Below are 14,785 nucleotides of genomic sequence, written 5' to 3'. Positions count from 1 at the left end.
CCGCCACGAAGTGGTCATTTTCGCGAAAGTCCGGCCCTCCAGTTAGGTCCGATATGGCCTTATCGCATCAACGGACGCGCCGCGCCCCGCCCGGCTGGAACCGCGCCAGATAGGCCGGCACCAGCGCCTCCACCGCGCCCGGCTGGACGCCCAGATCGGCCAGGGTCAGCGCGCCGGGCGTCACCACATTGTCGCGCTGCAGCAGGATCAGCTGGTCCCGCGTCAGCGGCGGGTTGGGCAGCAGCTCGGCGAAGCGGGCCTGAAGCTGCGCCATCCCGAGAGGGATCTCGACCAGGCGGCGGTCACGCTTCGTCTGCGCCACGATGAAGGCCAGCAGTTCCCGGAAGCTCCAGGCGCGCGGGCCGCCGAGCTCATAGATGCGGCCTTCGGTGGCCGGGTCATGCAGCGCGGCCATCACCGCGGCGGCCACGTCGTTCACATGCACCGGCTGGAACCTCGTGTCGCCGCAGATCACCGGCATGAAGGGCAGCAGCGTGCCGAGCTGGGCGAAACGGTTGAAGAAGGCATCGCCCTCGCCGAAGACGATCGAGGGGCGCAGGATCGTGGCGCGCGGAAAAGCGGCCAGCAGCCCGGTCTCGCCCGCCGCCTTGCTGCGGGCATAGGCGCTCTCGCTGGCGGCATCGGCACCGATGGCCGAGATATGCACCACGCGCTCCACGCCCGCCGCAGCGGCCAGGCGGCCGATTCGGGCCGGCCCCTCGCCCTGCACCGCATCGAACTTTCCATGCAGGATGCCGACGCAGTTCACGACGATGGCCGCCCCCTCGACGGCGCGTGCGACGCCTGCTTCATCCGTCACATCGGCGGCCAGCGCCGCGATCTGCCCCACGCGGCCCATGGTGTGCATGCCGCGGCCGCCCAGGGGATCGCGCGTCGCGACGCGCACCACGTAATCCTCGCGCGCCAGGCGCTGCACCACCTGCCGCCCGATGAAGCCCGCGCCGCCAAAAACCGTCGCCACTTTGCGCATCATCACCATCCTCCGTGTTGCATACCCATATGGCGTGCGGCGCAACACGCCAAGCTGGACCCGGGGTTGACGCCTTTCGGCGCGCCGTCTATTTCGCGCTCACCACGCTGAATTGCCCAGGTGGTGGAATTGGTAGACGCGCTGGCTTCAGGTGCCAGTGACCGCAAGGTCGTGAAGGTTCGAGTCCTTTCCTGGGCACCAGTCCTCCCCACAACTTGATCTGAAAACGCTGCGGGCGGATAGGCGACCGCTGGTCAGCGTGGCGTCCATGCCGGCTGGCACAGCGCCACCCCGCCTGTGATCAGAGCGTGAGCCGCGACGGCGTGTTCACGCAGGCGAGCGCTTCGGTGGCGCCTGGCCCCGCTGCGGCCCGCTTCGGGGGCTGCGGCACCGCGCTCAGAACCTGTAGGCCAGCGAGAGCGAACCGCCATGCCCTGTCAGGTTGGCGCTGTACTCACCCTCATACTGCAGCCGCACCTCCAGCCGGTCGGTCGCGAAGACCTGCGCACCCACGGCGAGGCGCCCCACCACCTGATCCGTCCGCACCGTCGATTCGAACCGCGCGCTGGAGGGCGCACTGACCAGACGGCTCTCCTGGCTCCATTGACCGCTGCTCAGCAGGCTCACGCCCCCCGTGGTGAAGAGGCGCATCACCACGCCATTGGCAAAGTTGACGCGTCCACCGACCTCCAGCGCCGGCGTCAACGCCCCCACCGTGCTCGATGCGCCAGAGACCTCCAGGTTCAGGACGCCCGCCCCGCTCTCCCGCCAGGCGCTGGATCGGGCATGGATCAGGCTCATCGTGAGCGAAGGCCGCAGATAGAATTCCTCGCCGCCCAGCGTATAGGTCGCGCGCAGCAGGCCGCCCACGTTGGACAGCGTCGGGCTGCCGCGGGCGATGCTGCCGAAGCCGGGCAGTGTGATGGTGCGGGTGCTGTTGAACTCACCCGCGCCGCCGAACAGCGCCCCCGAGAAGAGCCAGGGCCCGGTCTGGTACTTCGCCGTCACGGCGGCATAGCCCGCCTGCCCGCGCCCGCTGTTCAGCCCATCCGTCGTGGAGAGGCGTGAATTCTCATAGGCGAGCGAGCCGCCCAGGAACCAACCGCCCCCGATCGCCCGCTGCCCGCCGGCCTGCAGCAGCATGGCGTTGTAGCGGAAGCTCGAAAGTCCCTCGACGCCGGATTGCGCCGCGGTGCGGCCGGTCAGTGTCGCCCAGACGCATTCGCCCTCGCGCAGCATCGCGGTCGTGCCCTCGAATTGCGGGCAGCTCAGCGCCGCATTGGCGAAGGCGCGGGCACCGGCGGTAAGGCGCGCGCCGGGTGCGAGGCTGGCGCTGGGCGAGATCTGCCGCAGCGCCGCGCTGTAGGCACCCTCCCCGCCCCGATCCGCGATGTTGCCGAGCGTGGCGAAGAGCGGACCCAGACCGCTCCCGCCCGCATCCCAGGCCGCCTGCATGTGGTTGGCGACGGCGGCGATGTTGCGGCTCAGGCTGTAGCCGGCAGGCGTGAAATCCGCATTGGCCGAGACCGCGAAATCTCCCCCCTTGCGGCTGACGGCGTAGCGGAAGATCTCCGTCTGCGCGCCCTCCAGCGTGCCGGTCACCGGCCCTGCCACCGAGAGGAAGCGCAGCTCCACATTGGGCAGCACCGAGGTGATCAGCGGCCGCACCTGGCCTGCGAGATCGGCGGCACCCGCAACCGTCATCACATCGGCGCGGCGATTGGTGAAATCCGCATCGAACAGGAGGCGGCCCGACCCGCGCTGGACGAAATCCCCGCTGACGGCGGAGACGCCGTGCGTGACATGGGCGGCGATGCGCAGCGTGCCGGCATTCTCGAGCCGGGGCGCGACCAGGAAGGCGCCGGCATTCAGCGTGCCGCCGCCCGTGTTGAGGAAGCCGCCGCCGCCGCCCAGCGTGTAGGTGCCATTCACGGTGCCGCTGTTCGTGACGCTGCCCGCCGTCATGGTGATCGCATGGCCGGAGAGCGCCGAGATGGTGGCGCCCGCGCCCACCGTGATGCTGCTCGCCCCGTTGCTGCTGTCCACCCAGATCGCCTGGCCCTGCGCGCCGGAGCCGCCGGTGATGCTGGCATTGGCGATGACGGTCGCCGGGTTGGTGCCGCCGCCGCCCGCACTCTGCGACTGCGCGAAGACGCCGACCGAGTTCACACCCGTGGCCAGGATGGGCTGGCTGACGGTGACATTCACCGCCCCACCGCTGCCGGAGGAATAGCCGGCGAGCCCGGTCGAACCCGCCAGGAGCTGGTTGCCGAAAGTGTACAGCCCGCCGCCCCCGCCGATGCTCTGCGCCAGGATGCCATGGGCGAAATCGCCCGTGGTGGTGATCGCCGCATTGGAGTTGATGGTGACGGTGGCGCCCGAGCCACGGCCATTGCCGTTGGCGCCCGCATTGCCCGGCGTGGTGCTCAGCGTCGCTGCCGAGCCGGCGGTCGGCAGGCCGGCGATGCCGCCCGAGCCACCGATGCTCTGGGCCACGACGCCATGCGCGCCGCGGCCCGAAGTGGTGATGCTGCCGGAGGCGAAATTAAGCGTCACGATGCCGCCATTGCCCGCCGCGCCATTGGCATCGCGCGGGCCCAGGGCGTAGGCGACCACGGAACTCTGGCCGGACGCGAAAGCCAGGCCGCCGCCGCCGCCGATGCTCTGGGCCAGCATGCCGATGGCGTTGGCGCCCGCGGTCTGGATGTTCACCGCCAGGCTCGTGCTGGTGGTCACATCCTTGCCATTGCCCGTCGCGTTCTGGCTGCCACCCACCCAGAGCTGCGTGATCCCCGTGTAGGAACCGGCGCCGGCCGAGAGCGAATTGCCGGTGCCCACAACGCCGCCGCCCGCGCCGATGGATTGCAGCACCATGCCCATGCCGTAGTCGCCGCGCGTCACGATGCTGGGCGAACCGTTGACCGTGATGACCCCGCCATCACCGGCGGAGCCCGAGGAGCCGTTGCCGGAAGCACCCAGATCGGCATAGACGCTGCCGGGCACGGGCGACCCGTCAAGGCCCTGTCCGCCACCGCCGCCAATGCCCTGCGCCAGCACGCCGAAGGCGCCATACCCGGTGACGCGGCCGCTCACGGCCTGTCCCGTCGTGATTTGGCTGCCGGGGCTGAAGTTGAGCGTGAGCACACCGCCATTGCCCGAGGCGCCGCTTTGGCTGCCGAGCACGATCGTCGTGCTCATGCCGAGCAGGCTGGAATTGGACGTCGCGGCACCGCCCACGCCGCCGCCGCCACCCAGGCTTTGGGCAAAGACGCCGTGGGACCAGTCATTCTGCGTCGTGATCGTGCCGTTCTGCGTGAAGTTCACCACGCCGCCGCCGCCATCCGCCCCGTTGCGCGCGCCAATGGTTGTGGTGTTGCTGATGGGGAGCGGCACATCCTTGTTGACGATATCGGAGATGATCTCCCGGCCGCCGATGATCGGATCATACGGATTGTCCGAGGAGGCCTCGGCCCCCGCCGAACCGCCGATGCCGCCGCCGCCGCCGATGCTCTGCAGCAGCAGGCCCGGCGAATCGCTGCCCGAGGTGCGGATCTGGCCGCCCATGACGACCGTGACCGACCCGCCATTGCCGCCCGCGCCCCCCTTCCCGCCGACCGTCAGGCCGAGATCGGCGCTGGGTGTCACCGTGAAGGGGACACCCGAGCTGGAGATGGTGTAGGTGCCGCCCAGGTTGATGGTGCCGCCCTGGGCGGAGCCGCCGCCGCCGCCGATGCTCTGCGCCAGCATGCCGACCGCGCTCGCGCCAAAGGTCTGGATCAGGGTGGTGGCATCGGTCGTGATGCTGATGTTGCCGCCGCTGCCGCCATCGCTCGACTGCCCGCCCACGCCGATGTTGGCATGGAGGACGCGCGTGCTGCCAAAGCCCTGCGTCGTGGAGGAGCCATAGCCGGCATTGCCGCCGCCGCCGCCCACGCTCTGCGCCACCAGGCCATTGGCGTAATCGCCATAGGTCGTGATGGAGGAGCCGGTGATGCTGGCGTTGATCTGTCCGCCGCTGCCGCCATTCGCGCCCGTGCCGCCCAGGCCGAGCGAGAGTTCCATGGTGAAGCTGTCGGTCTCCGCCTGCGTGGCCGCGCGGCCAAAGGCGGCCGTGGTCGCCATCGCCGAGGAATCGCCGCCCACGCCGCCGCCGCCGCCAATGCTCTGCAGCACCACGCCATGCGAGCCCTGGCCCTGCGTCGTGATGCTGGAGGCGCTGTCCATCGTGAAGGTGAGCGTGCCGAGCGTGCCGGTCCTGCCGCCATCGCCGCCCACCGAGGCGCTGACGCTGCCCGCGACCGCAGCACCGCTGAGACCGGGCACCGGCAGCGCCGCGGCAAAGGCCCGCGCCATGGAAGAGCCTCCTGCGCCGCCGCCACCGCCGATGACCTGTGCGAGCACGCCGAAGGAATCCACCGGGTTCTGGTTGGTGCCGCTGCGCGTGGACAATCCCGTCGAAATCGCCTGCTGCACCAGCGCGACCGAGAGGGGCGCGGCATTGCCGCCGGCCCCGCCGGAGCCACCCACGGCCAGCGCCGCCGAAAGCGAGGCGCCGGCGGTGAGGCTGTAGGCGCTGCCCCCGGTGCCGCCGCCGCCGGCGATGCTTTGCGCGACAATGCCGATGGCATTCGTGCCGGAGGTGCTGAGGCTGCCGTAGGTCGCGCGGGCGGTCACTTCGCCACTGGACCCGCCAGCCCCGCCGGTGCCGCCGATGGTGAGCGTGACGGCGGAGCCCGAGGCATTGGCATCCCCGCCATTGCCGCCGCCACCGCCGATGGACTGCACCACCATGCCATGCGCGAGGCGCCCGAGCGTGGTGTTGTTGCCCAGATACTGCTCGCCATAGGCGGTGCCGGCATTGCCGCCGCCACCGCCCGAGCCACCGAGCGAGAGGATGGCGCTGCTGCCATCGCCGCCATTGCCGCCACCGCCACCGATCGATTGCGCCAGCATGCCGATCGCATAGGCGCCCTGCGTGGTGACCGCGCCGCCACGCTGGTTGAAATAAGCCGAGCTGGCATTGGCCGCGTTCGTGGAATCGCCGCCCAGGCCGATCAGGCTGCCTGAATTGCTGCCGCCCGCGCCCGTCCCGCCGCCGATGGATTGCACCAGGATGCCGAAGGCATAGTCGCCCGAGGTGGAGATATTGCCATTATGCGTCACCGAGGCGGAGCCGGTGATTCCGGAGGCACCGGCATCGCCCCCCGTGGAGCCGACGCCGTCGCCGCTGCTGCCATTGCCGCTGATGCCGCTGCGCGACAGCGCGAAGATGCCATGCGCGGCGATGCCGCTGGTGGTCAGCGAGGCGGAGTTGGTGACGCTCACCGCGCCGCTGTTGCCCGCATTGCCACCATTGGCGCCGAGGCTGATGAAGCCCGAGGCGTTGTAGGCATCGGCATTGCCGCCATTGCCGCCCTGGCTGATCGCCGCGATGGCGCTGGCCGCCGTGCCCTGTGTGGTGATGCTGCCGCCGGTGACGTTGACGGTGACGCCGGACGCATTCCCCCCCGCCCCGCCCGCCCCGCTGGCGCCGCCGAAATCGGCATTCAGCGACCCGCCGCCGCCACCCGCTCCGCCGATCGAGGCGGCGAGGACGCCGTAGGCGGGATTGCTGCGGTCCGCCGCGGCATCGCCGCTCGTGCGGATGGTCATGTTGGAGATGCTGACATTCACGGCCGCGGCCGAGCCGCCCGCCCCGGCATTGCCGGCGCCGCCGCCCAGAGCGTCGATGTTGCCGCCGCGCCCGCCCAGGCCGCCCTGCGCCATGGCGACGAGGCCGGGCGACTGCGCGCCGGTGGTCGTGATGGACCCGCCAGTGATCTCGACCTGGACCGGGCCGCCATTGCCGCCGGCACCCCCGCCGCCGCCCCGCGCGTTGAAGTCGAAGGTGTCGGTCACGTCGCTGCCGGTGCCGCCGTCGCCGCCCTGCGTCATCGCCATCACACCGGCCGAAAGCAGGCCGGTGGTGGAGATCACCGTGTTGGTCAGTTTGACATAGGCATTGTTCGTGGTGTCGCCGGGGTTGCCCGTGTTGCCGCCGGGGCCCGCCATGGCTCCGTTGCTGCGGTTCGGCCCGCTGTCGCCACCACGGCCGCCCTGGCTCAGTGCCAGGATGCCGAGCGTCCGGTCGCCCTCAGCCGTGATCGTCACGCGGTCCTGCACGGTGACGCTGGCCAGGCTGCCGAAGCCGCCGGAGCCACCGACGCTCGGGCCACTATAGCCATACTGACCATTGCCACCCTGCGAAATCGCCCCGATCACGGCCGAGCGCGGCGTGGTCGTCAGGTTATTCGGGTTGTAGGTGGTCAGCGCATAGCTGCGCGCATTGTTCGGATCGCCCACCGTGACGAGGGCATTCCCGGCCGAGCCGCCATTGCCGCCATCGGAATCCGAGTTGGTGGCCGGGGTGCCGTTGCCGCCCTGGCTCATCGCGATCACGGCGAAGCCGCCCGGCGTGACCGGCGATGTGGCCGTGCCGGGGCTGCTGGCCCCCCAGCCAAAGGCCACGGAGACATTACCCGTATTGTTCAGCGTCGCCTGCGCGCCCGGATCGCCATCGGGACCGTTCGTGCCATTGCCAGCATTGCCGCCGAGCGAACGGGCACCCACCCCCCAGTAGCCGCCAGCGACAAGAAGATTGGCCGCGTTGGTGTAGAGGCCGACGGTGACATTGCCGCTGTTGGTCAGCGAGACATTGGCGGCCGCGCCGCCATTCTCGCCCCGGCCGTCGCCGTTGTACTTCGGGATGCCGTAGTCATCCACCGAATCGCTGCTCTGGCTGCCACCCGCCCCGCCCCGGCTATCCACCATCACGGCGGCGCCCGACTGGATGACCGCCGGCAGGCCGGCGCCCGAGGCGGAAAAGGTGAAGACCGAGATGCTCGCGATGTTGGTGAGGGCCACCGTCCCGCTGCTGCCGGCCCGCCCGGCATCATCCTTGTTGTTCGAATTGGTGTAGTTGCCGCCATTCCCGCCGACCGAATAGGCGGAGAGCGTGACGACGGTGTTCTGGTTGTCGAGGATGGTCGAGATCGAGTGGCTGATGGTGCCGTTGTTCGTGACGGTCAGCGCGCCGCCCGCGCCACCATCCCCGGCATCGCCATCGGAACTGGATGGGCCATTGGCCCCTTGCATCTGGAACTGCAGGACGCCGAGGAAGCTCGCGCTGCTCTGCGTCGTGACGGAGAAGCTGCCGTTGTTCGTCGCGTTCAGGGAGGATGCCGAGGAGACATCGGAAAATGATTGCGTGTAGGTGCCGGCACTGATGGTGCAGGCCCCGTTCGAGACGGTGCAGCTCTGCGCCAGGGCAACGCCGGCGCCAGGGGCCAGGATGATCGCGGCGCTCGCCAGCAGGGTGCGCCGGAAGCCCAGGGAGCCACGCTGGCGGGCGGCGGGCACGCTCGGCTTTGGCTGTGGGGCGGGGTTCGTCATGGCAGGCGGCGCCTTCTTTCGGCCGGTCGTTCGCATGACGACCAGAGAATAATCTTCATATCGAAATGATATATCGGAAAGTCGAACGTGGCCGATCGAGCGTCATTCGTGGTTATTCGGTCAAACGCGCGCATCAAAGACCAGTTTCGCTCCCGGCAAACTCAAACCTACCCTACCTCGATCGTAAAGATCATCTCCGGCGGCCCGATCCCGGGCAGGTCGCTTCACGCTCTCCACTGTTTCAGACGGGCGGCATTGGCCTCTGCCACAAGTCACGCACATGGTGGCGTGGGACGCCAGCCCAGAATGCAACCACAGCGCGAAATCGCACGGCGCGCGCCGGTGGGCACATGGAAATCGACGAAGCCGGTCAAAAACCCGATGGATGGAGCCGAGGCATGCCGCAGTGCTCCGATCGCGCGGGCCACGGCAGGGCGGGCGTATTGATCTGGCGGGCCAGCCGCGCTCTATGGCCACAACCGGCCCCCCGCCGGCCGAAACCACACTCCTTGAACGCAGACACGCCCCGCCCGGCCGGGGACCGCGAGGCATTTCCTGATGGCAAAGACGATCTTCACGCCGGCCGGCCCCATTCACCTGCATCGCCAGGACCTGCCGCCTGATCTCACCCTGGGTGCCGTCGTCGCTGTCGACACCGAGACGATGGGCCTCGACCCGCGGCGGGACCGGCTGTGCCTGGTGCAGCTTTCCTCGGGCGATGGGGCGGCGCATTTGGTGCAGATCATCCCAGGTGGGGGCCCCTCGCCCAACCTCGTGCGGCTGCTGGAAGATCCGGCCGTGGTGAAGCTGTTCCACTTCGCCCGCTTCGACGTGGCAGCGCTGTTCCAGGGAATCGGCGCGACCGTGGCGCCGGTGCGATGCACCAAGATCGCCTCCAAGCTCGTGCGCACCTACACCGACAGGCATGGCTTGAGGGATCTCTGCCGGGACCTTCTGGGCGTGGAAATCTCCAAGCAGCAGCAGACGAGCGACTGGGGCGCGCCGGAGCTGACGCCCGAGCAATGCACCTACGCCGCGAGTGACGTGCTGCACCTGCACGCGCTATGGGCGCGGCTGGAGGCGCTGCTGATCCGCGAAGGCCGCCTGGAACTGGCCGAGGCCTGCTACCGCTTCCTGCCGGCGCGCGGGAAGCTCGATCTGATGGGCTATGAGGAGCCGGATCTCTTCGCCCATTGAAGGGCGGCGCCTTACCCCCTTACGGCCTTACCATCTTACCTGTGATCCGGCGGCCCTGCCGGGCGAGCAGCGGCGCGCACCCCGTTAGCTGTTTATTCCTATCACATCGCCACAGGAAAAGCGAGGCAAACCGACCCAACGTCGCCCCTCATCTCAGCATGTCTTCAGCATGATCAACATGTGATTTCACACTTGACGCCACCGCACCGCCAGCCTATCCCTGCGCATGGAGGTGCCCCATGGATGGCCGCATCGAAGTGACCAGCCCCGTCTTCTCAGCCGCCGTCAGCGGCTCCGAGACGCTTCTGCTGGTCGTGGTCCTCGCCACGCTGGCGGCCGTCCTGCTCCTGCTCCTGCGGCGCCGGCCGTGACGCCCCCCCTCACCCCGCCCAGCCTGCTGCCCGCGCTGGACAAGCTCGCCCCGGAGCTCGGCCGCACCAGCGGCGCGCTGCTGCGCCGCATCCATGCCCTGCTGGCCGCCGATGGCCGCGCGGCGATGCACACCACCCTCGACGCCCTCTATCCCGGCGAGAACCGCGCCGCCCAACTGGACCGCTTCCGCCATTTCCGCCGCGAACTCGCGCAGAAGGCCAAATCCCTCGGCCTGCGCCTCGAGCTCAAGGCCAATGCCAGCAAGCACCGCCCGCCCGAGGCCGCGCAGATCTGGTTCGAGGGCGAGGGCGCCGCGCGCGAAGCGGCCGCCACCCTGCTCCAGGCCGACCTCGCCACCCTGCCGGCCACGGTCACGCCGCAAAAGGCCGTCTCCCAGGGGCGGCGCACCATCCGCTACTTCATCTCCTACGCCCATGCCGATGAGACGGAGGCCAGGCGCCTGCTGGAGCTGCTGCAACTCCAATTCGGTGGTGCGAAGCACTACGAATTCCTCCCCTGGATCGACAGCAACATCCTGCCGGGCGAGGCCTGGCGCGACCAGATCAAGGCCGCCATCGCGCAATGCGATTTCGGCCTCCTCCTGGTCTCGCCCGCCTTCCTCGCCAGCCGCTTCATCACCGAAGAGGAATTGCCGCATTTCGTGCCGAGCAGCCCCGATGCGGTGACGCCCGGCAAGCTCGCCATCCCCGTCGGGCTCAAGAAGATCAGCTTCGCCAACCATGACGCCAAGGGCCTCGACGCGCGACAGATCTTCTTCCAGGACGGCAAGACCTTCCACGAGCGCGGCGGCCCCCAGCGCGACGCCTTCGCCCATCAGCTCTTCGAGGCGATCTGCCGGCGCCTGGCCCGGCCGGACCCGCAACCGGACCCGGCACCGCGGCGCGACGCCTGGCGCCAGCCCGGCCTGGAGGCGAAGCTGGACGGCCTGTCCTTCACCGAAGGCCGGGCCCTGCCCGGCAGCTTCAACAAGGAGGGCAAGCCCGAAGCCCGCGCCGAGGGGGACGCGCCCCGCGGCGTCATGGAGCTCCTCAAGGCCTGGGCCGCGCCGGAGCAGACGCAGCAACGCTACTGCGCGCTGCTCGGCGAATACGGCATGGGCAAGACCACGACGAGCCTGAAGCTCGCGCAGGAGCTGGCCGCGGAGCACGCGAAAGACCCGAGCCGCCCACAGCCTCTCTATTTCGACCTGCGCCTGCTGGGCGAGATGGCGCAGCGCGAGCCCAGCCTGCCCGCCATCCTGGAGCGGCTGCTGGAGAAGCATTGGCGCAGCGGCGCCGCCGAGCCGGGCCTGACCGGCGCGGAGGTGATGCGCCTGGTGCAGCGCGAGGGCGCCATCGCCCTCTTCGACGGGCTGGACGAGGTGCTGATCGGCCTCACGCCCCCCCAGGGCCAGGCCTTCACCCGCGAATTGCTGCGCATCCTCCCGCCCAGCCTGTGGAAGCCCCAGGATGGCGCCCGCGCCGGCAAGGTGCTGCTCACCTGCCGCGACCATTATTTCCGCAGCCTGCGCGAGCAGCAGACCCATTTCACCGGCGAGGACCGCGACGCCATCACCCATGACCTCTGGCGCTGCTACATCCTGCTGCCCTTCGAGGAGGAGCAGATCCGCCAGTATCTGGGCGCCGCCCTGCCCGGGCAGGATGTGGAGGCGGTGATCGGCCTCATGCAATCCGTCCACAACCTGATGGAGGCGGGCGGGCGGCCCTATACGCTGAAGCTCATCGCCGACAATATCGAGACGATCGAGGCGATGCGCGCCCAAGGCCAGCGCGTCACCGGCGCCACCCTCTATGAGATGATGGTGGTGCGCGCGCTGGAGCGCGATGACGGCAAGCACCGCATCCCGCCCGAATACAAGCCCGACATCATGCGCCATTTCGCGGCCAGCCTCTGGCGCAGCGGTGCGCGCGGCTGGGATGCGAAGAAGGCCGAGGCCTGGCTGCTGGAATTCCTCGACGCCCATCCGGAGATCGCGCGGCATCTGCGCGACCAGAAGCTGCACGCCATCAAGAACGACCTGCACACCGCGACCTTCCTGGTGCGCGAGGGCCGGGACCTGTTCCGCTTCGCCCATACCAGCCTGCAGGAGTATTTCCTGGCTCAGTATCTGCTCGACGCCCTGCGCGCCGGCCGCCCCGAGGATTGGGCGATGCCGGAGCCCAGCCGCGAGACGCTGGATTTCCTGGGCCAGATGATCGCGCCCGGGGATGCGGCGGCGCTGCGCGGATTGGCGCTGCTGCGCGACGCCTACCGCCCCCAGGCTTCGGAAAACGCGCTGACCTATGCGCTGCTGGCGATGGAACGCGGCCACCCGCATGTGCCGCTGGCCGGCGTGCGGCTGGAGGGGGCGGATCTGTCCCGCATGACCTTCGAGGGCGCGGAGGACGGCCCGCTGCTCAACCTCGCCGGCGCCTGCCTCCGGGGCGCTGCGCTGCGCCAGACGGTGTTTCGCCGCGCCAATCTGGAGGAGGCCGATCTCACCGGGGCGGAGGCCCTGCGCGCGGAGTTCCTGGACTGCCGCATGAATTTGGCACGCCTGGCCCAGGCGGGGCTGGAGGGCGCGGTGTTTCTCGGAACGCCGACGGAGGAGGTGGATTTCCGGGGGGCGCGGTTTGCGCGGACGCGGCTCTTCGACGGGCCGGCCCTGGCCGCGCCACCGGCCAGCTTCACGCGCGGGGCCGCGCCGCCGCCCCGCGAGGCGCGCCCGGAATGGCATGCGGGGCATGACGGCCCAGTGCTGGCCTGCGCCTTCGCGCCCGATGGAACCCGCCTCGCCTCCGCCGGCGATGACGGCACACTGCGTATCTGGGACGTGCGGAGCGGCTCTCGGCTTCTGACCCTGCATGGGCATCTGGACTGGGTGTTGGCCTGCGCCTTCGCGCCCGACGGAACGCGCCTCGCCTCCGCTGGGTCGGGCGGCACGCTGCGGATTTGGGACGCGCACAGCGGCGTTGCGCTCCTGACGCTGCGCGGAAATGAGGGCATGGCGCGGGGGTGCGCCTTCGCGCCCGATGGAACACGCCTCGCCTCCGCCGGCGATGACGGCACGCTGCGAATCTGGGACGCGCAGAGCGGCGGCGAGCTCCTGACCCTGCGCGGACATGAGGACGGGGTGCTGGCTTGCGCCTTCGCGCCCGATGGAACACGCCTCGCCTCCGCCGGCCACGACGGCACGCTGCAAATCTGGGACGCGCAAAGCGGCGCCGAGCTCCTGACCCTGCGCGGACATGAGGGCTCGGTGCAGGCCTGCGCCTTCGCGCCCGATGGAACCCGCCTCGCCTCCACCGGGTGGGACGGCACGCTGCGAATCTGGGACACGCAGAGCGGCGCCGAACTCCTGACCCTGCGCGGACATGAGGGCATGGTGCGGGCCTGCGCCTTCGCACCCGATGGAACCCGCCTCGCCTCCGCCGGCGATGACGGCTCGCTGCGCATCTGGGACGCGCGGAGCGGCGCCGAGCTGCTGACCCTGTACGCGCATGAGGCCGAGGTGAATGCCTGTGGCTTCTCGCCGGATGGGACGCGCCTCGCCTCCGGCGGCGATGACGGTACGCTGCGAATCTGGGACGCGCAGAGCGGCACCGAACTTCTGACCCTGCGCAGGTATCAGGACCCGGTGCTGGCTTGCGCCTTCGCGCCCGATGGGACCCGCCTCGCCTCCGCAACCGAGTACGGTACACTGCGAATCTATGATGCGCAGAGCGGCGCCGAGCTCCTGAACCTGAGCGGGCATCTGGACTGGGTGCGCGCATGCGGCTTCGCTCCCGATGGAGCCCGAATCGCCTTCAGCGGGTGGGATGGCACGCTGCGAATCTGGGACGCCCACAGCGGCGCCGAGCTCCTGACCCTGCACGAACATGAGGGCGGGGTGATAGCCTGCGCCTTCGCGCCCGATGGAAGCCGCCTTGCCTCCGTCAGCGCGGACGGCACGCTCCGAATCTGGGACGCGCACAGCGGCACCGACCTTCTGACCCTGCACGGGCATCAGCGCGGCGTGCGGGGCTGCGTCTTCGCGCCCGATGGAACACGCCTCGCCTCCGGCGGCGGTGACGGCGCGCTGCGGATTTGGGACGCGCACAGCGGCGCCGAGCTCCTCACCCTGCGTGGGCATCAGGGCTCGGTCCTGGCCTGCGCCTTCGCGCCCGATGGAGCCGCCGTTGCCTCCGCGGGCACCGATGGCACTCTGCGAATCTGGGACGCGCAGAGCGGCACCGAACTTCTGACCCTGCGCGGGCATCAGGGCGCAGTGGCGGCCTGCACCTTCGCGCCCGATGAAACCCGCCTTGCCTCCGCCGGCCACGACGGCACGCTGCGAACCTGGAACGCGCACAGCGGCGCCGAGCTCCTCACCCTGCGTGGGCATCAGGGCTCGGTCCTGGCCTGCGCCTTCGCGCCCGATGGAACCCGCCTCGCCTCCGCCGGCCATGACGGCACGCTGCGAATCTGGGACGTGCAAAGCGGCGCCGAGCTCCTCACCCTGCACAGTGCGGGCGAGGCCAGCGCCGCCTTCGCCCAAGGCCGGCTCACCGCCTGGTCCGGCGAGGCCTGGCGCCATCTCGTGTGGCAGGTCCCGGGCGAGGACGGCGCCCTGCAAACCTGGCCCTTCGAGTCCTTCACGCCCCCCTGACGATCGGGGTCTGGGGCCCTGTTCAGACCGGACACATCCCTGACGGATGTTCGGAGAGATGGTTGACGCTTTTGGGCGTGGTTTCTCGGGAGAGAGGCGATGCCCTGGAAGGCGTTATCAGTGCTGGACCATCGTCGAGAGTTTGT

The 14,785-nt window shown here is 69.9% G+C and carries 5 protein-coding genes and 1 tRNA gene; 4 read left to right on the top strand and 2 right to left on the bottom strand.

All coding sequences use genetic code 11. The features are described 5' to 3' along the window. Positions 1-67: 67 nt before the first annotated feature. Positions 68-994, bottom strand: coding sequence for a complex I NDUFA9 subunit family protein (locus KTR66_RS07070; protein WP_249731929.1), 927 nt, complete (start codon positions 992-994; stop codon positions 68-70). 111 nt (positions 995-1,105) lie between these two features. On the opposite strand from KTR66_RS07070, the gene KTR66_RS07065 reads away from it, so the two are divergent. Then, positions 1,106-1,192 (top strand) — tRNA-Leu (locus KTR66_RS07065). A 195-nt stretch (positions 1,193-1,387) separates the two neighbouring features. On the opposite strand, the gene KTR66_RS07060 is transcribed toward KTR66_RS07065, so the two are convergent. After that, positions 1,388-8,422 (bottom strand): autotransporter outer membrane beta-barrel domain-containing protein, encoded by a 7,035-nt coding sequence (locus KTR66_RS07060; RefSeq protein WP_213611842.1) that lies wholly within the window; start codon positions 8,420-8,422, stop codon positions 1,388-1,390. A 558-nt stretch (positions 8,423-8,980) separates the two neighbouring features. On the opposite strand from KTR66_RS07060, the gene KTR66_RS07055 reads away from it, so the two are divergent. From KTR66_RS07055 to KTR66_RS07050, 3 genes are all read left to right on the top strand, one after another. Continuing rightward, positions 8,981-9,619, top strand: coding sequence for a ribonuclease D (locus KTR66_RS07055; protein ID WP_213611840.1), 639 nt, complete (start codon positions 8,981-8,983; stop codon positions 9,617-9,619). 239 nt (positions 9,620-9,858) lie between these two features. After that, on the top strand, positions 9,859-9,990 hold the full coding sequence (locus KTR66_RS25035; RefSeq protein WP_256437532.1) for a hypothetical protein: 132 nt from the start codon (positions 9,859-9,861) through the stop codon (positions 9,988-9,990). Beyond that, complete coding sequence (locus KTR66_RS07050; protein ID WP_213611838.1) at positions 9,987-14,639, top strand: TIR domain-containing protein; 4,653 nt, start codon at positions 9,987-9,989, stop codon at positions 14,637-14,639. Before KTR66_RS25035 ends, KTR66_RS07050 begins: the two co-directional genes overlap by 4 nt. Positions 14,640-14,785: the final 146 nt, after the last annotated feature.

Source organism: Roseococcus sp. SDR, from assembly GCF_019083995.1.
In the GTDB taxonomy this organism is placed as follows: domain Bacteria; phylum Pseudomonadota; class Alphaproteobacteria; order Acetobacterales; family Acetobacteraceae; genus Roseococcus.
The sequence above is the reverse complement of the archived record's forward strand: the minus strand, read 5'-3'. Positions and strand labels throughout refer to the sequence as shown.